Below are 20,720 nucleotides of genomic sequence, written 5' to 3'. Positions count from 1 at the left end.
ACCCCTTAGCAATTACTTAACCCCTTGCAATTACTCCATTCCCTGCAATGCGACGGCGCTGAGCTTGTCCTGATAATGAACCAGCAGCAGATAATCGCAGCCTGGCTGGTAATTTTCCGCCAGCGCTACAAACGGCGCGGCGCACACCAGATGCGGATTGGTGGCGATGCCGGTCAGCGCCGGCGGCAGCGCCGCCAACAGCAGCGGCTCCGCCACTACGCATAAGCGGTCTTGCCGCAGCGTAAAGCGTTGGCATAACTGGGCTACGGTTTGCGCCAGAGTGTCGGCCGCGGGTTGAGGATGGCGACAGAAACCCTGATAGCGCAGCGGCTGCTCATGGCAACTGACGGAAAACAGGCAGGCGTTGTTTTCCGGGGCGAGTGATTCAAGCAGGGAAGAGTGATACGGCAGGCTGCTCTGGTCGGCGATCAGCAACAGCGAATCATGGTCGTCTTCCTGCTGGCAATTGGCGATGCTGGAGAGCGCGAATAGCGCCGCGTCCGGCCCGCGATCGCTGATGGTCAGCGCCAGACAGGCCGGCAGCCTGAGCGATTCGATCACATAGTTGATCACCGAACTACCAAGATGTAAGTCCGGCGTCCAGTGCGCCATCAGCACGCTGTCGATATGCGACAGATCGTTTCTGGCCCGATAAACGGGCAGCAACTGACCGATCATGTTGATGAACGATGTCAGGTCGCTGGTCCGGCTGCCGCATTGCAGGTTGGCCATCCTCTCATGCCAGTCAAGACCGTTGCTGTCGAAGAACCGGGTGGCGTAGCTGTGCCAGTAATACTCCTGCGCCGGGCTGATCGCCTGCCGCGGCATGCTGGCGGGCGACGTAAAGCGGCGGTGCAGTATCGACCGTGGGTCAAGATACGTGGGCACAGACGCCTCCCCTGGCAGTGTAGCAACGGAAACTGTTCATCAGATGGATATTGGCGGTGCCTTCCATGTATTCGAACGCCAGCGCGTCGCGACAGCGGCGGCGTAACGGCGCGTCTTCCAGCCACGCCTGCTCGCCCAGCAGATGCGGCATACGGTGCGCCACCGTTTCCACGAACAGGGTACAGCGCCGTTTCAACTGGCTGGTGGCGTGGTATTGCGGCTGACCGGACTGGTAGCGCCCGGCGATTTCCGACAGCTGCTGTCGCAGCAGATGGTAAGTGCGCCACTGCTGGGCGCGCCAGCGTTGCTGTTCAGCGTTCAGCGTAGTGTCGTCCAGCACGCGCAGCAGCCCGTAGGCGGTGCCGAGCGCCATTGCGCTGACCATCGGGCGGTGGCGTTCAAACACTTCTCCCAGCGCGGTCAGCCCCTGATTCAGTCCTTTGCGGTCATAACCCAGAATGCGATCCGGCGTGATCGGTAGCCCGTTGATCTCGATTTCCGTCAGGTTAGAACCCTGTAGCCCGAACTGCTCAAGCGGCGTGATCGTCATATGGGCGGTGGCCTGTTCCGGTTCCACCATCACCAGCCGCTGGAGGTTGCCTTCGCGGGCGAAAACCAGCCCGACGGACGCCAGTTGAGCGCCGCCGATGAATTTCTTGCGGGCGTTAAGTAAGTAGCCGTTGTCGGTCGGCGTCAGCGAGGAAGTGATCGATTGCGTATCGGAGCCGACTTCAGGCTCGGTGACGGCAAAAAACGCCCAGCAAGGCGGCTGGTTAAAGCGGGAGAAGAAGAACGCCTGTTGTTCCGGCGTGCCCAGCACCGTGACCGCTCGCGCCGACAGCGAAGCGCCGGGCAACATCATCAGACCGCTGGCGTCAAAGCGGCTAAGGTACTCCAGCATGTCGATGTGATCGCTATAGTGGCAGGCCTGATAGTCCCAGCCCCGGAACGGAATGAATTCGGGCGGAATGCCAATGTAGGCGATGGTATAAAGCAACTCATCCTCAAGACAGGATAACGCCCGGCTACGATCGGATTCTACCTGACTGGCCGCCTGCCGTAATTTTTCGCCCAGTGCATCCAATTCTTTTAATACATTACTGAACGTAAGAGCCTTCATGTTCTGTCCTGTTAGTCGAGTCGCAAAAAATACCATTCGCACGATAATTATGTACCTTATCGGGAATAGCAGTGGTGTATTGCCCGATATTGCGTTTTGGTTAAATCTTGATCAGTAACGATGAGTAGGTCGCGCCCAGCCCCACGCTGACCAGCAGCACGGTATCGCCTTTGCGCAGCAGCTGCTGTTGCTGCAACTGGCGCAGGTTGATAAACGGGTCGGCGCCAAAGCAGTGACCATAGCGCGGGATGTTTTCCAGAAAGATTTTCTCCCGTGGAAAATTCATCAACTGCGCCAGACGATGCCACGACGAGAGATTGACGTTATGAGGTGCGATCCAGTCAATACAATCAATGGTTACGCCGGCTTTGTCCAGCGCTGCCTGCAGGTGTTGGCAGGTAAAATCAATATAATGCTGCCCAAAGTCGGAGGTCTCGTGCTCGTCAGCGCCTTTCTGAATACTGAAGCGTCCGTCCTGACCGGTATAACGGCTCAGGATCGCCGGGCCGTCGCCCTGGCGGCTCAACAGCACCGCGCAGGCGGCTTCGCCCATCAGGGTGGTGTCTTTGATCAGCCTGACTCTGGGGTGAAAGGCTTTCTCGCCGATCAGTATCAGGCCGAAGCCGCCGGGCGAAAGTTGTTTCAGCAGCCATTCCGCCGCGGTGAGCGGGGTGGCGCAGTGGCCCATGGTCAGGCTGGCGAATTCGGTCTGGGGTGAAAAGCGATCCAGCCAGGACGGCGTCTGGCTCACGGTTTCAAACACCCGCACGCAAGGTACGGTATGGCAGTGCACGACATGGCTGATGGCGGCGAAAGCCTGCGGTCGGCTGTGCTGCATCTGGTCGATCACCGGCGTCAGCAGTTCGTCCAGCGTGCCGGGGCCGCCGTGAAAACGGCGTAACCCGTAAAAACGGTCAAACATGCGGACATCAAGCCGGGTCAGGCCGACTTCCTGCGCGACCTCGTCCAGTGATTGTATTTCGGGCGGAAACGCGACTTCTATCGCCTCAAGGTGTCCTAGCACAAGCGCACTCCTGGCGTTTAGCGGGGGGAAAAAGGGCGAACAGCGTGTCCGGCGTCATGATATGGAGCGTGTCATGGTAGCGGCGCGACGGGGCTAGCGCGGGTAAAGCCGGCAGTAACGGTAGACGACCGGCTCGGCGTCGGCGCACGGGCTGATGCGGCGCAGCGGATCGCTCAGATAAAGCACGGCGCCGTCGTGGTCCAGCAGCGTACCGGCCAAATCACGCTCGGCCTGTATCCGCCCTTGCGCCTTGATCCCCAGACTGTGATGAAAACCCGGCGCGGCATAGAGCAGGCTTTGCAGCAGCGGGGTACGGAACTGGAGCGGCGCGCCGTAATACTCGTACAGCAGGACGCTGTTGGCATGGCTGGCGCAAAAATGACGGCAGAGCGCGATGACGTTGGCGGCATGCAGGCCGAATTCGTCGCTGTGGACGGGCTCATGCAGAAACCAGGGAATAGCGGGGTCGGCATGATTGAGGGCAAACCAGGGAGACAGCAGGGCATGCTGCTCCGCCGTCAATGGGGTGGCGCGGGTTTCCACCGCCAGACTACCGGTCTCCTGCACTATCGAACGGCTAACGGGGACCAACGCCGGGTATGCCATGCTATGCCCCCCGATAACCGTGGTTAATCAGGTGGATAAAGGTGGTGCCTTCGGTGTACTCGAAGGCTTTCACGTCACGCCAGGCTTTCGCCAGACGCGGATATTCGCCCAGCGCGGCGGGCGGCGCATGATGAATGACCGCCATGACCACCTGCTCGGCCACCCGGGTGGCGGTGATTTTCGCCAGCCCGGCGTCGCGCCCGCAGGTTTCCCCCAGTTCGAAACGTTTGCAGACCATTCGTGCCTGCGACATAGCCGCCTGCAACTGCCGCCGGGCTTTCAGCAACCAGGCGGAGCGGGGCGTGGCCCAGCGTTGCTGCAGGGCGAGGTCGAGCGTGGAGCGGGCGACGCCGAGCGCAATCGCGCCGACGCAAGGACGCAGCGAGTCGAAGGTTACCATCGCGGAGCGGGCAAAACGCTCGGTCGGTCTTAGGTGTTGCCCCAGCAACGCGTTGTCCGGTACGAACAGATCCCGGAAGGTCAGGTGCGACACGTTGCAGCCCGGTACGCCGTTGATCGGGATACGTTCGGCGAACACGCCATCCTGATGGCGCGGCGCAAAGGTGAAAACATTGATGCCGAGTGGACCGGATGCGGTGCGGGCAAACAGCACTCCGGTGTCGGCAATGACGCCATTGCCGATCAGATACTTCTCGCCGTTGATCAGCCAGCCGCCGTCTACCTTGATGGCGCTGGTCTGGATTTGCTGCGCATCGCTGCCCACTTCCGGCTCGGTCATGGCAAAGCAGCTCCAGGTCAACTCGCGGCTAAACTGGGAAAAGAACGCATCCTGCTGTTCCTGGCTGCCCATGTTTTCCACCACCAGCGCCGCCATGCCGGGCCCCGGCGCGGCGAACAGCAGGTTGGGGTCGATGTAGCCAAACGATTCATAGGCTTCGCACCGTAGCGGCAACGGCAGCGTTCGCAGGGCGACGCCATCATTTTCCAGCCAACAGGCTGGCCGGTAGTCGGCCGGCACGCCCAGCGTATTGAGCATCGGCGCCAGCGAATACTGCGCAGTAAGGCGCGCTTTCTCCGGGGCGATATCTATTTGCCCGCCAAGATGGCGCCCCTCGGGTAGGGTGTCTTCAATCAGGCGTTTTAGCGGCTCAAGGAAAAGGGCGTAATCATTCACGCGGTTTCTCCTTGTGCGATCAGATTGGTACTGCCGGACATGATCTCCATGATGCCAGCCTCCGGTTTATACAGGTGGCTGGCCAGCGGCCCCTGCGGATAGGCATGAAACGGGCGCGTCAGCGCCAGCCAGCCATCGTCGCGCAACTGCTGATATTTTTTATCGAAATCATCCACTTCAAAGCAGATGTGGTAGGGCAGGCACGCTTTGTTTTCCTTGTCCAGCATGCCGCTCAGCAGCCGGTTTTCCGGCAGCGGTTCCACCAGTTCAATCTGCATATCGTGGCGGGTGGTATTCATGAAGGTGACGTAAATCTGCTGCGCGCTGACTTTTTTGCGGTGCACGGTGATATGCGGGAAAAAAGTCGCCATTGCCGCAATAGTGGTATCACTATTTCTGACGATGTATCCAAGATGGCTGAATTTCATGACTTTTCCCCCGTCAATACCGTTTGTACCAGACTACCGGCGACAGAGGTTTTTTTTTATGCCTGCTTGCAGGTCGTACCGCTATTTTGGCGACGTGTTACTTCGGCAGGGTTTCCGCGTCGGTTTCGAATTGCCGCATCAGCGCCTGGCGATCGGTTTTGCCGTGCAGCGTCAGTGGAAACGGACCGGTGAACCGGATGATGCGCGGCACCATGTAAGCGGGCAGCCGCTGCGCCAGCTCGCGTCGCAGGCTGTCGCGCCGCTCGTTGGTGTCGATGCTCAAGTGGACGCATAACACCAGTTCAGTTACGACGTTATTGTTTTTTTCTATGATCACCGCTGCTTGTTTTACCTGATCGCATTGGCTGGCGGCTTTCTCTATTTCGGCCAGATCGATTCGATTACCGCGCCATTTGATTTGGCTGTCATTGCGCCCCTGAATGAACAATTGTCCCTGCTCGTCCAGATAGCCGATATCGCCGGTACGGTAATAACGTTCATTATCCTGATAACCAAATGCCTGATTAGCAGGTAGATCACTTGGTAAATAACCTGCCCCGACCTGAGGACCCAGAATGACGATTTCGCCATAGCGACCAGCTGGGAGTGGTTTTTCCCACTCATCACAGACCACAATGCGGTTTTTGCCTTGTGGTCGCCCCAATGGCAACGCGTTTATCGCTTTGGCGTCAATAATGGGAGGTAAGCATAAGGCGTGGGTGACGCAGGTAGTTTCGGTAGGACCATATGCGTGCCGTACCTCTGCCTGAGGAAACCGGGTTTGTAATGTTTGCACCAATGAGGGAGAAACCGGCTCCCCACCAACGAAAATCACGCGTAGTTCAGGCAGGCTTTTGGCGTTGAATTGGCGATCCATACACATAATGTCTAAAAAGCTGGGCGTGGAAAACCAACTGCTGGCTTTTACTGCGGATTCGGTGAGCAACTGCAGGTTCTTGCGGGGGCGGATATTATTAGCATGATTGAGCATCAAGACCGGCTTACCGGCAGCCAGTGAAGGGAAAAGATCCATAACACCCATATCAAAAGACAAACAGGCATGATTAACGTGACTGCCTGGGAAGCGTTCCGCGTCAAGACTGGGAATGTACCAGTCAGAAAATACAGCAAAATTCCCATAACTGATTTTCACCCCCTTCGGTTCGCCGGTGCTGCCAGAGGTGGTCAGGATATAAAAGAGTTGTTCTGATGTCGGTATAACCGCCGGGAGTAGCGGGCTACCGTCCGCCAGGCTGGTCGTGATGATGGTCGGCGCTGACAATAAGGGAAATGAGGTTCGCGGTTCGCACGCAATCAGTACCAGATCTACCTGAACCATCGCAGCGATACGTTCGATACGGGCGGCCGGGTTGGCGATATCGGCAAAGGTGAAGGGAATGGCTTCAAACGCGCAGGCCAGCATGGCGGCGGCGGCGTCCAACTGCTTGTGGCCGTAAATCATCACGTAGCGCGGCGTGTGTCGGCGCAGCGCCTGACGAATGCCTTCCACCCGACGTCCCAGTTGCGCAAAGGTATAGCTGCCGCTGTCGTTGACGATAGCGAGATGCTGCGGGTTTTCCCGCATCTGTGTCTGAATCGGATTAAGAACTGACGAAAACATAGCGTTTGCCTTTGTCGAGCGCCTGCCGGGCGACGCGCTGGCGATCCAGCTTGCTGTTGTGATTGAGCGTGGCGTCGTCCACCGGATACCAGAATTTGGGCACCATATAGAGCGGAAAATAGCGGCGCAGATAAGCCGCCAGCGCCGGGAAAATATCCGTCTGGCCGGACAGGATAAACGCCTGCAGTCCCTGGGGCGTGTCGTGCAACAGCCAGGGCGTGACGATCGCGTCCTGTACCTGCGGGTGTTCCCGCAGCGCGTTTTCGATGTCGCTGAGGACGATGCGGTAACCCTGAATTTTCAGTTCGCTGTCTTCCCGACCGTGAAAGTAGAGCAGGTTATTTCGCAGCGAACCGATGTCGCCGGTGCGGTAACTGCGGGTACCGTCGGGTTCGATGACGAAACGTGCCTGCTGGACGGGCGGCGCGTTCAGGTAGCCTTCGCCGACCGCCGGGCCGGCGATGACGATTTCCCCGCGTTCGCTGTTCGCCGGGGCGTTGATGCGCAGTTCGACGCCGGGGCGTACATAGCCCAGCGGCAGCGGCGCGTCGTCATCCAGCATGCCGGGGGTAATGTCGCAGGCGGTGACGGCGACCGTGCACTCCGTCGGGCCGTAGGTATTGACGATGCGACAACCGGGAAACGCCCGCCACAGGGCGCTGACGATCTCTTTCGTCAGCACCTCGCCGCAAAAGATAAAGGTGTTCAGCCGCGGCAGGTTATCCTGACGAAACTCCCGGTCTCTCAGATAATTACGGGTCAGCGACGGGGTGCTGACCCAGGTTTGTACCCCGGCGTCGGCATGGCGGGCGATCATCTTGCGGGTATTGATGAAGTCGCGGTAATCCAGCACCGAAAGCGGCTGACGATAATGCCACGCCAGCCACAGCTCATATTGGGACACGTCGAAGCAGTAGCGAATGTTGCCGCTGATCGGGCCGGGAGCGGGAAACGCATCCGCCGCCCAGCGAACGAAATGCGCCAGATTGGCGTAGCTCACCCGGATGCCTTTAGGGGCGCCGGTGGTGCCGGAAGAAAACATGATGTAGGCAATGCCGCCAATCGCGTCCCGACCAAACGCCAGCCCCATCTGGCGGCAGTGCTCGGCCAGCCGGGCGGCGGGCATATCGCATACTGCCGTTGAAACCGCCAGCGCGGGAATGCCGATATCTGGCGCCGCCTGCCCGGTGGCGTTGAGCAACAGTGCGGCCTGAATGCTGCCGGCGATAAAGCGCAGGCGCTCGTCGGTGTTGTCGGTTTCCACCGGAACTACCGGATGACCGGCCAGCAGGCAGGCCCACCAGGCGATCAGGCAGGCTGGGTGTTTGTGGCCGTACAGCAGCAGCGGCGCGCGCTGGCGATGCCCGCCGGCTTCATGCAACGCCTGCAACCGCTCCGCCAGCGCCAGTGCGCCCTGATAAAGCTGGTGATAGGTCAGGTCGCCTTCGGTGTGATGGCAGGCAGGAGTGTGTACGCCGTCAAAGCGGGCGAACACGGTAGTCAGGTACTGCCACGACGCGATCATGCACAAGGGACGCCGTGCTCCAGCTGTGAGTGAATGAAACGGCCGAGCGAGTCGATGGTGCTGATCTGCTGGCTGTCCAGCGTCACCGGGTCGATGGACAAGCCTTCGATCATCTCTTCCAGATACATCATCAGTTCGATGAAGATGCCGCTTTCGAAGCCTAAATCCCGCTCCAGATCGGTGTGCGGATGCAGTTCCGACAGGTCGTCGGTTTCCAGCACCATGCCGATCGCCGTGACGATTTTCTGGTAGTAAAAATCCGGGCTGTGGCCGGTTTGGGGCGCGTAATCCGTGTTGAATGACATCGGCGTTACTCCATCAGGCCGGGTTGCGGGCAAACCTGAGCCGTTGCGTCCGCCGTCAGTTGTTCCTGCAGCAGCGAACGGTTGATTTTGCCATTATGGTTTAGGGGCAACTGCGACATCAGCCGGAAGCGGCGCGGCACCATGTGCGACTCCATCTGGGTTTTGCTCCAGCGCGACAGCGCCTTTTCATTGAGGTCGCCGCGAGTCACCACGCAGGCGATGATTTCGTCGCCGTAAATCGGGTGCGGCACGCCGAGCACCACCGCCTGTATCACCTGCGGATGGCGGTTGAGCACCGCTTCCACCTCTTTCGGCGACACTTTTTCGCCGCAGCTTTTCAGCATTTCGTCCCGGCGGCCGACAAAATAGAGCAGCCCCTGCTCATCCAGCCGGCAGATATCGCCGGTGTACAGCACCCGCTCGCCCGGCAGCAGACCGGGGCGCAGCTTTTCGGCGCTCTTCTCTTCATTGCGCCAGTAGCCGCACATGACGGTCGCGCCGCGGATCACCAGTTCGCCGGTGGCGTTGCGGGTATGGCGCTGGCCGTTGTCGTCCACCACCCATAGTTCGGTGTTGGGAATAGCGATGCCGACGCTCTGCGGATGGGTGGCGAGGTATTCCGGCGGCAGGTAGGTGCAGCGGTGGCACTCGGTCAGCCCGTACATCGAGTAGATGCGCGCCTGCGGAAAGATGGTATGCAACTGATCGATATCACCGGCATGCAGCGCGGCGGCGGTGTTGGTCACGGTGCGGATGGCGCCGAAGTTATAGCGGGACGCCAGCGGCGCGATCAGCCGCAGCATGGTCGGCACGATCGGCAATACGGTGGCGCGCAGGGTGACCATGCGCTGCAACGACAGCAGCGGACGCCGGAAATCCGGCTCCACGATCAGCGTACACTGCGCCAGCGCCGACATAATCACCTGATACAGGCCGTAATCGAAGCTCATCGGGATCATCGACATGATGCGGTCGTCACCGCGCAGTTGCAGGTAGCTGGCCACCGAGCCGGCGGCGGTAATCATATTGCGCCGGCTAAGCATCACCCCTTTAGGATGGCCGGTAGAGCCGGATGTGTAGATGATACAGGCCAGATCGAGATCGATGCCCGCCACCTGCCGGTCGCGTTCAACGGAGATGCGGTACGGTTCTTCCGCCAGCACAGCCGCTATATCGTTGCTGAAGCAGACGCGGGTGTGGCGATTGTATTGCTGCCAATGCTCGCTGGCCTGAGCGATGCCGATTTCCTCTTTCAGGGCGCGATCGGCAATCAGCAACCGGCAACCGGCGTTGTCCACCAGCCAGCTCAGTTTGCCGGCTTTGGTGTCCGGATTCAGCGGAATAAAGATCGCCCCCAGATACTGCAACGCCCAGAAATAGAGTACGAACGTCAGTGAATTCGGCATGCAGACGATCACCCGGTCGCCTTTTTCCACTCCGTTTTCACGCAGGTGGTCCGCCAATTGCCGGGCCTGCAGGCGCAGCATAAACCAGCTGACCTCGCGGTCGGTGTCGATGACCGCGGTTTTGTTGGCGGCTTCTTTGGCTGCCCGGTCAAGCCAGGTGGTCAGGTGGGTAATATTGGTCATGGAGCATCCTTATCAGGTACGGGAAGGGCGGGTGAACGGCCCGTCGTGGCAAGGTTGGTAGCGCAACACACCGGCGGTAAGGTGACGCGATTCCGGCACCGCCAGCAGATAACGCCGGCCCGGCTGCGCATGGTGTTTCAGGTAGACGAACGGAGCAGCGCACAGTAACGATTCCGCCACGGCCGCAGTCTGGTGTTCGGGGAATGCGCCCTGCAACGCCGCCGCCAGCGACGGGTTGCCCAGCAGCGTCAGCGTGTCTGCCGCGGGCAGGCGCGAAAGCAATTGCCGCATGGTGTCGATCGGGTCGCCGTTTTCGGCGTAAGGCTGGCGATAATACCCTTCAAATATCAGCCCGCTGGCCTGATGGGGCGGACGTTTTTCTATCCGTATCAGACAACAGTTCTTTTGGGGACGCAACTGCGCCAGCCGCTCGCTGGGATAAGGCGCCAGATCCTGATCGGCGATCATCAGCAACGCCTCGCGCCGGTTTTCATCACTGGTCAGATAGTCGTCGATGGCGCTTAGCGCGAACAACGGCGCCGCCAGCCCGCGATCCGACACCGACAGCCCGAACGCCTGTCGGGCGTCGCAGGCGTGGATCAACGCGTTGGATACCGCGCAGCCGAGATCGCTATCCGGCGTCCAGTGGGCGAACATCACCAGATCAAGCCGTTGCAGCGTATGACGCGCCTGCAATTCGGGCAGCAGCGCCTGCATCATCGCGGTAAAAGTATGACGGCTGTTGAGCCAACGGGTCAGCAGGGCGTCGTCCGGTTCCTGCGGTTCGTCGTGGGAACGGAAAAAAGCACGCAGATAATCCGCCATCAATGCCTGACTGGGATGCGGGGCCAGTAACGCGGCCTCGTTCTCGGGCGCAAAAGCGCGCCATACCAGGTCATCCGGCTGGATACACAACGTCATGGCGTATCCCCGCGCCAGATCTCGACCGGCTGTTGCCGGGCCAGCAACTGCTCGGTGGTTTCCGGCTGGCGAATCAGGGTCAGGCGGCGACCGTCCACCATCACTTCCGCCGGGTAACCGAAGCTAAGGAACGAGCCCGGCGACGCGGTCAGCCCGTAAGCGCCGGAGTGGGTGATGCCGATCAGATCGTCGACCGCCAGCGTCGGCAGCAGCACATTGTCGCCCAGCAGATCGGTTGGCGTGCAAAGCGGCCCGCTGACCTGATAAGGCTGCAACGGCCGCTCCAGATTGTCGCCCAGCCGCAACAACGGAAAGTTTTTGCGCAGCATGCTGTTCAGGCCGGCCGCCGCACTGTGGCAATTAGCGCCGCCATCGCAGATAGCGAACGTTTTCCCGCCGGCGGTTTTCAGGGTGTTGACCCGGGTGACGAACAGGCCGGCTTCCGCTACCAGATAACGCCCCAGTTCGATGATGATCTGCGTGGCGGCGGCCTGGCGGCGGAAGTCCGCCACGATTGACGCGATGGCCTCGGTTAACGCCGGCAGATCCAACGGCGTTTCCTTCGCAAAATAGGGGACGCCGAAACCGCCGCCGACATCGACAAAATCCAGCGTTAACTGGTGCGTATCGCGCAGATTTAGCGCCAGTTGCAGGATATTTCGGGTGTTGTCGGCGATAGACTGGGCGTTGAGGATCCGGGTGCCCAGATAAACATGAAAACCGCGCAGAGAAACCGAGGGCCAACGGTGCAGGCTGGTCAGCACGGTATGCAGGGTATCCAGCGTCATGCCGAACTGGGTGGGTTTGCCGCTCATCACCAGCCGGGCGTGTTCGCTGCTGAAATCCGGATTGATGCGCAGCGCCACCGTCTGCACGGTATTGGCCTGCGCGGCCAGCCGGTTGAGGTTATCCAGCTCCGCTACCGATTCCACCACAATCGCCCGGATGCCGCAGTCAATAGCGAATTTCAGCGCGGGCAGGGATTTGCCCGGCCCGACATACAGGATGTGCTGCGGCGAGACGCCCGCCGCCAGCGCGGTTTTAAGCTCGGCAGGCGAGCAGACCTCACATCCCGCTCCTTGTTCCGCCAGCACGCTGACCACCGAAAGATTGGGATTGGCTTTCAGAGAATAGTAAATCGCGGTTCCGGTTGGCAGTTGCTGGCGGAGTTGCTGGAACTGGCCGCGCAACTGACGGGCGCTATAAACATAGAAAGGCGTACCGATGCGGTCGGCAATATCGGCGACAGGCACCTCTTCTATATAGCCGTTGGCGAACAGCGAGTCAGCCTCGGAACGGGCAACGGGATGGGCGGGGTCAGCCATGATGAAGCCGCTCGCGCAGGAAGCGCGTCAGACTGGTCAGATTCTGGAAGGCATCAAAAACGCGGTCGTTCGTCAGGTCGAACAGATCGCCGCTCAGGTTGTAGGCCGCTTCGCAGTGGTCGCTGAGCACGGCAATCAGGGTGACGATGTTGATGGAGTCCAGACGCCCTTCTTCGCCGAACAGGGGGGCTCCCTGAAAGATCTCGGCAATACGGCCTTTATCGACGCCAATCGCGGTGAGTTTGTCACGCAGGAGGGTATGCAAGGTGTCATCATCATGATGAGTCATTACCGGATAATCCATTCTACTCCCCTTATCTGTCTCTTTGACGGGAGTATAACCAGCGTTATTCAGGCGTTTTGTTTGAAATTGCACGCTCGCTGATATGAAGGGATTAATGTCGTCAGATCGGCGGTAAAATCGGCATAATTTATTCTGATAGCTACGTTATCGCGTTTTTTGTCCGAATGTTTCCATCATCGATATTCTGCGGGGAGCGCGTACGGGATATAACAGGATGCGGTCGGCATTCCGTCACAGACAGGCAGGCTGAAGGGAGAGTTGGGCAATATCGGGATACAGAGCGAAAATAATAGAGAGGGAGAAAATGACCTTTCTCTCTCCTGCGAGCCTTGTGGGATAACAAGAGAGAGAAGGGCTAACAATATAGCATTATTGCCTGCCATACTCCGGATTACAGAGAGGTGACCGCCTGCATTCATCCCCGTCGCTGGCTCATGCCAGTTTCCGGTGATTCACTGGGTTGCCGCCTTTCTGCCGCCCGAATTATTTAGGGCATATACCCGTCATACTTCAAGTTGCAGGTGTGTTGGCTGCGTTACTCGGCCCATTTCATGGGCCTTGCCCCTTCGGGGCCGCTGCCAGCAGCGTTCAAATCGGCTTACGCCAATTTGTCACTCACCCCAGTCACTTACTTATGTAAGCTCCTGGGGATTTACTCGGTTGCCGCCTTCCTGCAACTCGAATTATTTAGGGTAGAGAATTAATAAACTAACAGATATTTCCCTGGTGTGCGCCAATTTGGCTTTCCGATCTTTAAAACGGATCAGATGTTTTTATTTTGGTACTTGATGTTATTTTTTGAAAATTCTAAGGATTTTGTACCGGGAAAGATAGTTAGACTTAGGTATAGGTTGATACTATACTTTCGTGCCGTTATGGTCAGGCTGGGCTGTCGCACGCGATTTTGGGAGAGTTGGATGTCTATATCATTCTCTAACGTTGACTTCATCAATAGCACAATACAAACCTATCTTAACAGAAAGTTAAAAAGCTATGGCGACCCCAAGTACGCCTATTTGATCATGAACAAGAAGAAACCGACGGATGTTGTGATCATCTCCAACTATCCGACGGAATGGGTTGATATTTACAGAAATAACAATTATCAGCATATTGACCCGGTAATCCTGACCGCCATCAACAAGATTTCTCCTTTTTCCTGGGATGATGATCTGGTCATCAGTTCAAAGTTGAAATTTTCCAGAATATTCAATCTCTCCAAAGAATACGACATTGTTAATGGCTATACCTTTGTGTTGCACGACCCGGGCAACAATTTGGCCGCCTTGTCTTTTATGATTGAAGAGCATCGCAGCGAAGAACTGGAAGAAATTATTCAGAACAATAAAGATAAATTGCAAATGCTGTTGATTTCAGCTCATGAGAAACTCACCTCTCTTTACCGAGAGATGAGCAGAAACAGAAACAACAGCAAGTCGCAGGAAGCCGATCTTTTCTCACAAAGAGAAAACGAAATTCTCTACTGGGCAAGCATGGGGAAAACCTATCAGGAGATTGCGCTTATTCTTGGTATCACCACCAGTACAGTAAAATTTCATATCGGCAACGTTGTAAAAAAACTGGGTGTGCTGAATGCCAAGCATGCAATCAGGCTCGGCGTTGAAATGAATCTGATCAAGCCAGTGGGACCAGCAAAGGCAAGGTCTTAAGCTGCTCGGATTCGGCCGTTGTTATCTGTGTAATGCGTTCGATCAGCGCGTATCGGCTCTCATCGTCTGTGGGCAGGTGCAGCAGATAAATTTTCTCCTGCTTTTCCGACAACCCCTGCTGAATGATGGAAATGCGCCAGCCTGAACGTTTTAACAAGGTCAGCATCGGGTGGCTGACAATCGTGAGTATCCCGTCATAATGGCATTTTCTGGCGTAATTAATCATGGCAAGAAATAACGTCAGGCAAGCTGGGTTACGGGTGCCAATCAAATTTCTCACTCGGTCACGGTCGACGAAAAACCGGCTGGACTCAATGTAATTTCCTTCGGGGATGTTGAGACCGTCGAAATAAGAGAAAAACGTGCCAGTAATCATGTTGGGATATTTCATTTCTATAAATCTGACACTGCAAATGATTTTTCCTTCCTTGACGCCTAACAAGTAGGTCGTGTGTTCATTATCGTACTCGTCAAATTCCATCCCGTTAATACAGTTGACGGTCCAGTCCAGACGGTCCTTAAATGTCTCTTTGCGTAGTGTAAACACCTCGTCCAGCTTGTTATTTGACATTAAGCTAAAACTCACATCAAATATTTCTAACATATTTCCCCCTGTCATCAATTTTATGTCTTTTTACGCAAAAACTCACCTGGTGGGGATATATGTTAACGTTTTTACCGCTTGCTTTTCCAGCGTGATTATTTGCGTCCATTTAAGGAAAGTTTATTTTCATTAGTTGACATATTATTTCCTTTTCTATCCTCATTGTGGCATCTGCCAGCCGGACAATCTCCCTCCTTGTTGCCGTGATAAAGTCGCCTGGACTTAGCGGTGGTCCGATGTGGTTAACGGTCACGTGCCATCTGGTCGGTGTTTTTCAGGCATAGAGCGGCGATAAGATTAATTGGCGGGCAGGGCTGTCATCAATACCGATGCGAGTTCGGCCGTGGGAAATGATGTGCCGTAATCCCGGTTTTCCGGCCTGCTGTTTCCATCTGAATGGAAGGCGGCTTGGGGTATTTAGACGATCGGCGAGAGGACGATACAGAAAAAGTATCAATAGCGACGAGAAGTTGTGATTAATTAATGGAAATAATAGCGTGGTAATGATGTGGGTTCCGTCACTGCCATCTGATATGGCTGCACGGATGATAGCAAACTGAAAAAAAGGGACTGACATATGCAGAAAAACACAACGTTCAGACAGGCGTGGCTGGTTGCGCTGGCGCTGGCGGCCACAACGGTAAGCCATGCGGCCGTTGCCGCGGAAAGTTCGGGTTCAGGGGCCGCTTCGTCATCGGCCGCGGCGATTGCAGTGGGGACGATTGATCAGGTTTCGTTTGGTGACAGCGCGTCGGAGAAAAGCCATAGCCTGGTAGAAAACAACAGCCAGACACTCTCCGGCGGGCTGGGCGAATCTGCCCGCAGATTACTGCCGCTCAGCCCGGCAGGCGTTTATGGCGGTAGTCTGACGGTTACCCTGCGGGTGGATCCGCTGCGCCGTAACTACGTTTCCGTCAAACTGTGGGGAGAGGATGACGGCAACTATGATACCGGCCGCCTTTATCTGTACATCGTCAAAGATGGTGTGGAATATCAGGTCGGCTACCGTCATGAGGGCGACTATATGCCACTCAGCGTGACCCACTGGAGTAAACCGTTGCCCGGGCGTTTCTTCTATTCGACCACCTTGCTGCCTTATGCGATGACCAAAGGCAGCAGCACCGTTACCCTGAAAATCGTTTCCACCGGCCGTCTCTATCCGTTCGGCAGCGGCGGTCCGGATGCCAGCAATCCGTATCAATATGCGATGAACGTGCCGAGTCGCGGAATTTACCGGGCTTATACCCATGTCGATCCGTTCCTCGACGTTTCGGGCGAAAGGCAGGGCAGTGCGCCGGCGGTCACCACCCGTCCTGCTCCGGGCGATGAGATTCTGGGCGCGAATGGCTCGTTCCGCGTCGCCATCAATAACCGAATCGCCAGCCTGCTTGGCAAGGCGCCGACAACGGCGAATCTCTCCGGCGGCGATTTGCGCTATCTTGCCCGCGCATATTCCGTTGCGGAACTGAGCAGTTATCAGAACCCGGCGGTAGTGAGCCAGGTTGTCGCCGCGCTGGATGCTTACGCCGCGCAGTACTATGACGACAACAATACAGTGAAAAACTGGGGCGGGAGTTTTGGCTCGCAGGGACAGGCGATCTATTACCTGCGAGATCAGCTGACTGGCGATATTCTCAATGCCTCTGTCAGCTATGGCGCTGCCGGCAAGAAAACGCGCCGCGCCGCCTGGGCCGATATGCTGTTTGCCAGCCGTGAATACGGCCGATTGCAAAATCGTCTTAGATTGAGCAACCAGAACCTGATTGCCAATACCAGTATCTATTTCGCCAACAAAGGTATGTTGGTGTTGAAAGATTCGCGCGCTTTCCCAGAGGAAACCGCGCAGCGCTATATTAAGGAAGCCGTCGGACTCTTACCCTGGAGCGGCGATGATAAGGCGGACAGTAATGGTAATGGCCTGCCGGATGATGGCGGTTGGAAACCGTTTGGCGGCAGCTATTATCAGGTCACCGATAAAGGCCAGACCCGTGAGTGGGGCTATGTTGGCGCAGGTTACGGCGAAGTGCAGTCATACCTTGCCGAATTCTACCGGGTTACCGGTAATGAGGATTTCCGCACGCAGATGGTGAAAATGACCAAAGCGCGTGCGCCGTTCCGCCGCCCGGCGATTGAAATCAGCAATAGCGCCAACTACCGTTCGATGGAAGCGATTGGCCTGCTGGCCTGGCGCGGTGCGCATGAAAGCGACGGCAACTTCGCCGGCTACATCGCTTATGCCGACGCGGTGAATACCAATGAACGCGCCAAAGCGTTGCGTGTCGCCGCCGCCAGCAAGGACGCGGCGCTTATTGGTTACGCCAGACAAATGCTGGAAGACAATCAGTTCTTCGCCAACCTGGCCGGTTCGGAGTCCGCATTTGAGGCGTTGGACGTGTTCGCCGATTATCGGACAGTCAAAATGGCGAGCGACAACGGTGTGCGCCTGCCGATGACCGATGGACAGCCTGACTTTGCCTGGGTGGATGAAGAGAACGCCATCGCGGCGATCAAAAAAGGGGACGAACGCCTGTGGCTGAGCGCTTACTGGCAGGCCAAGGCGGGGACGGGCATCAACGGTCTGGCGCGTTTCCACTTCAGTACTTCCGGCTATGACCAATACGGCATACTGGAAACCACGCCGATCTTCCGATCCACCGCGGTGTATGCGCGCCCCAACCTGATCGATATGCCGGAGAAGACTCCTTACACGCCGCCTAATCCGCCGGGCAACGCCTATGCCGGAGAGCTGCTGCCGCTGGGTCCGGTGCCTGCCGATGCGTCCAGCGACGATCCATTCCGGGGTAAGGCCGATTTTTACGCCTTGCGCTTCGGCCGCTATCTGATGGGGATTAACGCCAGCATTAGCAACAGTTATGCGCTGAAAACGCCGGTTGGCTTCAACGCGGCGGAAGACCTGGTGTCACAGCGAACGCAATCGGGCGGTGTGACCGTGGGGCCACGCGCCAGCGTGGTGCTCTATCTGGATGGAACCCGTGATGCCAAACCGGTACCCGGCACGCCGCTGTACCTGAAAGCGCAGCGCAGCAATGATGTAACCGGGCTATCCTGGACGGCGGCATCCGGCGCCGAGCGCTACAAAATACTGCGTGCCGCCAGTGAAAACGGTGATTACCAGACGGTCGCCACCGTTACCGCCAACGCCTACAGCGACAGTTCAAAAGTACCGACCGGCGGCTACTACTACCGGGTCGTCGCCGTGAACGGCAATGGCGAAAGTTATCCGTCCATGTGGAGCCATCCCTGATAGGACGGCGCCGGCGACGGCTGCCTGACGGGGTTTGAACTCCTCGCCACACGTGTCTGGTCTGACGGCTGGCGCGTGTGGCGTTTTACTTTTTTCGCCGGCTCATCCTGCATGCTCATGCGTATCCCGCTGATTTCCTTCACTTCCCGGCGTATTTCATAAGCTGGATGATTTTGCTGGATGGTTTTCCTGCGCAGACTTCTTCGTGATACCGCCAGAATGCGCCTGCCGACCCACCTAAAAAAGTTCGTGATAATGAAAGTTGGTAATCCGTTGAATGTCTTGTTCTTTCATATTCATGACATAAGAGTGTGATATGGATCGCACTTTTTGTGAAGTGGGGTATAGTTACTATAGTGATAATTGACTTGTCATTTACGAGCATCATCAACAACGAAAACGTAAAAAAGGAAGCAATCATGAATATGAAAACTGTCTTTACCGCCATCGCACTGAGCACACTGTCTGTAGGCGCTTTTGCTGCAACGGAAATCCAGTACCCGCAGGGTCAGGAAATCGGCAGCATCTCCGCCAGTGCCAACACGCTTGATAGCCTGCAGGCTAAACTGGCCGCCAAAGCGGATGCCGCCGGTGCAAAAACGTTCCAGATCACGTCCGTTCAGGGTGACGACACGCTGCACGGCAACGCTGTTCTGTTCAAATAAAATCAATCAATGAGGCAGGGGAGCGTACCCCTCTCCCATCCCTGACATCATTGATAACCCTCCCTTTGTGTCTGTCTTGATACCTATTTTAACCGGGCCTTGCGCCCGGTTTTTTTATGCCGTGTGCATGACTGACGGATACTATTCAATCCGGAATACCTGGGGATATTTATCGCTGGCGGCTTCGTGAAATATATCGTCCAGCCAGACAGGGATTTCCTCTTCCGTCGCATCGTCTGGTATAACAACGCCGTGAAGCGGAGAGTGCTTTCGTTCATTTAGATCGATGCGGAATACCTGCCACTGTTGTTGGTGTCGTTTTACGCCGATAATTCTGCCAAATACGTTATAAATCAGCACAAGCTTCTCCTGTGATATTATTGATTCAAAGAGCGATAAGTTCGTGTTGTACTGGTGATATTTTTAACAAGGAGAACCGGGTAATGAAAGGAATGGCGATTATTTTGTTTTCATGTGTCTCATTTTCATGTTTTGCGAGAAGTGATTATGACATGACGATGTGCCGCAATGGCGCGTTTCCCGGTTATCCCGGCCAATATTCTGTCGCCAGAATCAACGCGCCTAATGGCGCTAAAGTGCATTTTTACGATGATGACAGTGACAAAGGATGCCCGGAGAATCAGGCGCTTTGCCAGCAGAAAGCCTATCTGATTAATGGTGACGGCGTGATAGTGGCGCAGGAAAAAAGCGGCTGGTCTTGTGTGTGGTATTTTGGCCGGAAGTCTGAATTTGTCGGCTGGCTGCAATCGACTTATCTTGAAAAACAGGCTATCGAAACGGTTGGAGTCAATGCCTGGATCGGTTCGTGGAGTGATGGTTACAGTAAGATAAATATTACCCGCGGGAAAAATAGCACGCTTCATATAAAAGGTAATGCCACCTGGAATGGTGGGGTATCCGGTTATGGTGAATCGATTGTTCATATCGGTAGCATTTCTGCCTCGGCGACACCGAATGGTAATACGCTTCAATGGGGTGATACGCGTGAAGAGTTTGAATGTAGCGGTGTGATGCAGCTAATTAACGGTAATTTGATCGTTGAAGATAATGGCGAATGTGGTGGAGCAAATGTCAGCTTCAGCAGTATTTATCGTTTGAAAAAATAATGCGCTGACTAATATATCATTGCTTTATTCACTGGACTATACAAAGTCAGTTAATCCGACGGGAAATATTTGCTCGTGCTGCCAAAGGGAATACTATGACCGAACCGATGTGTTGGACCGCATTTTAGATTGGATATTATTCAATCAAATGAAATAAGGAGAGTGGTATGCCAGGAGCGGCTCGCTTAAATGATATTGGAAGCGGACATGAGTGCTTTCCAGATACTCCGATAATAGAAGGCAGTTCCGACGTATTGATTAATGGTCTGCCGGCGGCGCGGGTTGGCGATACGGTTCAGATGCACGGATGCCCTTGTCCCCAGGCGCCTCATGGCGTGCATGGTAGAAAAATATCGTCAGGATCCGCTACGGTATTGGTTAATGGGAAATCCGCCGCGCGGATTGGTGATGATATTGACTGCGGCGGTCTGATTGTTTCAGGCAGCGGCAATGTGATTATTGGTGATACGCCCTATCAATCTCCGGTACAACATTGTGTGGAAGCGGCGGTAAAAAGACGCGATCCGTTGATCTCTTTTTCGGATATCATGAAAAATATAACCCCTCCACCCCGATGGAGTCGATAGTTGATTAAATA

19 protein-coding genes and 1 pseudogene are annotated in these 20,720 nt (G+C 56.2%); 5 read left to right on the top strand and 15 right to left on the bottom strand.

The features are described from left to right. Positions 1-30: 30 nt before the first annotated feature. The 13 genes from DXXMK7_RS20525 to DXXMK7_RS20465 form a co-directional block, all read right to left on the bottom strand. A complete protein-coding gene (locus DXXMK7_RS20525; RefSeq protein WP_038920605.1) occupies positions 31-888 on the bottom strand; it encodes a hypothetical protein in 858 nt (285 codons plus the stop codon). Beyond that, the gene (locus DXXMK7_RS20520; protein WP_038920604.1) at positions 872-2,008 is read right to left on the bottom strand and encodes an acyl-CoA dehydrogenase family protein; all 1,137 of its coding nucleotides are present in this window, start codon (positions 2,006-2,008) and stop codon (positions 872-874) included. Before DXXMK7_RS20520 ends, DXXMK7_RS20525 begins: the two co-directional genes overlap by 17 nt. A 100-nt stretch (positions 2,009-2,108) precedes the next feature. Further along, the gene (locus DXXMK7_RS20515) at positions 2,109-3,032 is read right to left on the bottom strand and encodes a 3-oxoacyl-[acyl-carrier-protein] synthase III C-terminal domain-containing protein (protein WP_038920603.1); all 924 of its coding nucleotides are present in this window, start codon (positions 3,030-3,032) and stop codon (positions 2,109-2,111) included. A gap of 93 nt (positions 3,033-3,125) precedes the next feature. After that, a complete protein-coding gene (locus DXXMK7_RS20510; RefSeq protein WP_038920602.1) occupies positions 3,126-3,638 on the bottom strand; it encodes a hypothetical protein in 513 nt (170 codons plus the stop codon). A gap of 1 nt (position 3,639) precedes the next feature. Beyond that, a complete protein-coding gene (locus DXXMK7_RS20505; protein WP_038920601.1) occupies positions 3,640-4,773 on the bottom strand; it encodes an acyl-CoA dehydrogenase family protein in 1,134 nt (377 codons plus the stop codon). Continuing rightward, positions 4,770-5,201: a VOC family protein gene (locus DXXMK7_RS20500; RefSeq protein ID WP_038920600.1), complete on the bottom strand. Its 432-nt coding sequence runs from the start codon at positions 5,199-5,201 to the stop codon at positions 4,770-4,772. Before DXXMK7_RS20500 ends, DXXMK7_RS20505 begins: the two co-directional genes overlap by 4 nt. Before the next feature lie 97 nt (positions 5,202-5,298). Further along, positions 5,299-6,822, bottom strand: a complete 1,524-nt coding sequence (locus DXXMK7_RS20495; protein WP_038920599.1) for an AMP-binding protein — start codon at positions 6,820-6,822, stop codon at positions 5,299-5,301. Then, positions 6,803-8,347, bottom strand: coding sequence for an AMP-binding protein (locus tag DXXMK7_RS20490; RefSeq protein WP_038920598.1), 1,545 nt, complete (start codon positions 8,345-8,347; stop codon positions 6,803-6,805). Before DXXMK7_RS20490 ends, DXXMK7_RS20495 begins: the two co-directional genes overlap by 20 nt. Continuing rightward, positions 8,344-8,652, bottom strand: a complete 309-nt coding sequence (locus tag DXXMK7_RS20485) for an acyl carrier protein (protein ID WP_038920597.1) — start codon at positions 8,650-8,652, stop codon at positions 8,344-8,346. The genes DXXMK7_RS20490 and DXXMK7_RS20485 overlap by 4 nt, the downstream gene beginning before the upstream one ends. Positions 8,653-8,657: 5 nt before the next feature. Then, positions 8,658-10,241, bottom strand: coding sequence for a class I adenylate-forming enzyme family protein (locus tag DXXMK7_RS20480; protein ID WP_038920596.1), 1,584 nt, complete (start codon positions 10,239-10,241; stop codon positions 8,658-8,660). Positions 10,242-10,253: 12 nt separating this feature from the next. Beyond that, positions 10,254-11,162, bottom strand: a complete 909-nt coding sequence (locus DXXMK7_RS20475; RefSeq protein WP_038920595.1) for a hypothetical protein — start codon at positions 11,160-11,162, stop codon at positions 10,254-10,256. Then, positions 11,159-12,487 (bottom strand): diaminopimelate decarboxylase, encoded by a 1,329-nt coding sequence (gene lysA / locus DXXMK7_RS20470; protein WP_038920594.1) that lies wholly within the window; start codon positions 12,485-12,487, stop codon positions 11,159-11,161. Before lysA ends, DXXMK7_RS20475 begins: the two co-directional genes overlap by 4 nt. Further along, complete coding sequence (locus tag DXXMK7_RS20465; RefSeq protein ID WP_038920593.1) at positions 12,480-12,791, bottom strand: hypothetical protein; 312 nt, start codon at positions 12,789-12,791, stop codon at positions 12,480-12,482. Before DXXMK7_RS20465 ends, lysA begins: the two co-directional genes overlap by 8 nt. Before the next feature lie 917 nt (positions 12,792-13,708). Here DXXMK7_RS20465 and DXXMK7_RS20460 point away from each other — a divergent pair. Continuing rightward, positions 13,709-14,461 carry a LuxR family transcriptional regulator gene (locus tag DXXMK7_RS20460; RefSeq protein WP_038921165.1) on the top strand — a complete coding sequence of 251 codons (753 nt, stop codon included), beginning with the start codon at positions 13,709-13,711 and terminating at the stop codon, positions 14,459-14,461. Here DXXMK7_RS20460 and DXXMK7_RS20455 read toward each other — a convergent pair. Then, on the bottom strand, positions 14,427-15,065 hold the full coding sequence (locus DXXMK7_RS20455; protein ID WP_038663597.1) for an acyl-homoserine-lactone synthase: 639 nt from the start codon (positions 15,063-15,065) through the stop codon (positions 14,427-14,429). The two genes, DXXMK7_RS20460 and DXXMK7_RS20455, sit on opposite strands and share 35 nt — an antisense overlap. A gap of 577 nt (positions 15,066-15,642) precedes the next feature. Between DXXMK7_RS20455 and DXXMK7_RS20450 the strand changes: the two genes are divergently transcribed. Together DXXMK7_RS20450 and DXXMK7_RS20445 are read left to right on the top strand one after the other, a co-directional pair. Then, positions 15,643-18,330 (top strand): fibronectin type III domain-containing protein, encoded by a 2,688-nt coding sequence (locus DXXMK7_RS20450; protein ID WP_231348830.1) that lies wholly within the window; start codon positions 15,643-15,645, stop codon positions 18,328-18,330. 419 nt (positions 18,331-18,749) lie between these two features. Next, positions 18,750-18,995 (top strand): YdgH/BhsA/McbA-like domain containing protein, encoded by a 246-nt coding sequence (locus tag DXXMK7_RS20445; protein ID WP_049842698.1) that lies wholly within the window; start codon positions 18,750-18,752, stop codon positions 18,993-18,995. Positions 18,996-19,136: 141 nt separating this feature from the next. Here the strand turns inward: DXXMK7_RS20445 and DXXMK7_RS20440 are convergent, their stop codons facing one another. Then, positions 19,137-19,355, bottom strand: a complete 219-nt coding sequence (locus DXXMK7_RS20440; RefSeq protein ID WP_038920592.1) for a hypothetical protein — start codon at positions 19,353-19,355, stop codon at positions 19,137-19,139. An 83-nt stretch (positions 19,356-19,438) separates the two neighbouring features. On the opposite strand from DXXMK7_RS20440, the gene DXXMK7_RS20435 reads away from it, so the two are divergent. Together DXXMK7_RS20435 and DXXMK7_RS22185 are read left to right on the top strand one after the other, a co-directional pair. Then, a complete protein-coding gene (locus tag DXXMK7_RS20435; RefSeq protein ID WP_038920591.1) occupies positions 19,439-20,122 on the top strand; it encodes a hypothetical protein in 684 nt (227 codons plus the stop codon). Between the two features lie 167 nt (positions 20,123-20,289). Continuing rightward, positions 20,290-20,673 (top strand): annotated as a pseudogene (locus DXXMK7_RS22185) (type VI secretion system PAAR protein); the annotation flags it as partial. Between the last annotated feature and the right edge of the window lie 47 nt (positions 20,674-20,720).

This window comes from Dickeya sp. MK7, from assembly GCF_000406305.1.
GTDB lineage: Bacteria > Pseudomonadota > Gammaproteobacteria > Enterobacterales > Enterobacteriaceae > Dickeya > Dickeya fangzhongdai.
Note: the sequence above shows the minus strand (reverse complement) of the source record. Positions and strands in the feature narration are given on the sequence as shown.

Coding starts and splice junctions, on each gene's coding strand:
- DXXMK7_RS20520 (WP_038920604.1), bottom strand. CDS start 2,008: ATGAAGGCTCTTACGTTCAGTAATGTATTAAAAGAATTGGATGCACTG.
- DXXMK7_RS20510 (WP_038920602.1), bottom strand. CDS start 3,638: ATGGCATACCCGGCGTTGGTCCCCGTTAGCCGTTCGATAGTGCAGGAG.
- DXXMK7_RS20500 (WP_038920600.1), bottom strand. CDS start 5,201: ATGAAATTCAGCCATCTTGGATACATCGTCAGAAATAGTGATACCACT.
- DXXMK7_RS20495 (WP_038920599.1), bottom strand. CDS start 6,822: ATGTTTTCGTCAGTTCTTAATCCGATTCAGACACAGATGCGGGAAAAC.
- DXXMK7_RS20490 (WP_038920598.1), bottom strand. CDS start 8,347: ATGATCGCGTCGTGGCAGTACCTGACTACCGTGTTCGCCCGCTTTGAC.
- DXXMK7_RS20485 (WP_038920597.1), bottom strand. CDS start 8,652: ATGTCATTCAACACGGATTACGCGCCCCAAACCGGCCACAGCCCGGAT.
- DXXMK7_RS20480 (WP_038920596.1), bottom strand. CDS start 10,241: ATGACCAATATTACCCACCTGACCACCTGGCTTGACCGGGCAGCCAAA.
- DXXMK7_RS20475 (WP_038920595.1), bottom strand. CDS start 11,162: ATGACGTTGTGTATCCAGCCGGATGACCTGGTATGGCGCGCTTTTGCG.
- lysA (WP_038920594.1), bottom strand. CDS start 12,487: ATGGCTGACCCCGCCCATCCCGTTGCCCGTTCCGAGGCTGACTCGCTG.
- DXXMK7_RS20465 (WP_038920593.1), bottom strand. CDS start 12,791: ATGGATTATCCGGTAATGACTCATCATGATGATGACACCTTGCATACC.
- DXXMK7_RS20460 (WP_038921165.1), top strand. CDS start 13,709: ATGTCTATATCATTCTCTAACGTTGACTTCATCAATAGCACAATACAA.
- DXXMK7_RS20455 (WP_038663597.1), bottom strand. CDS start 15,065: ATGTTAGAAATATTTGATGTGAGTTTTAGCTTAATGTCAAATAACAAG.
- DXXMK7_RS20450 (WP_231348830.1), top strand. CDS start 15,643: ATGCAGAAAAACACAACGTTCAGACAGGCGTGGCTGGTTGCGCTGGCG.
- DXXMK7_RS20445 (WP_049842698.1), top strand. CDS start 18,750: ATGAATATGAAAACTGTCTTTACCGCCATCGCACTGAGCACACTGTCT.
- DXXMK7_RS20435 (WP_038920591.1), top strand. CDS start 19,439: ATGAAAGGAATGGCGATTATTTTGTTTTCATGTGTCTCATTTTCATGT.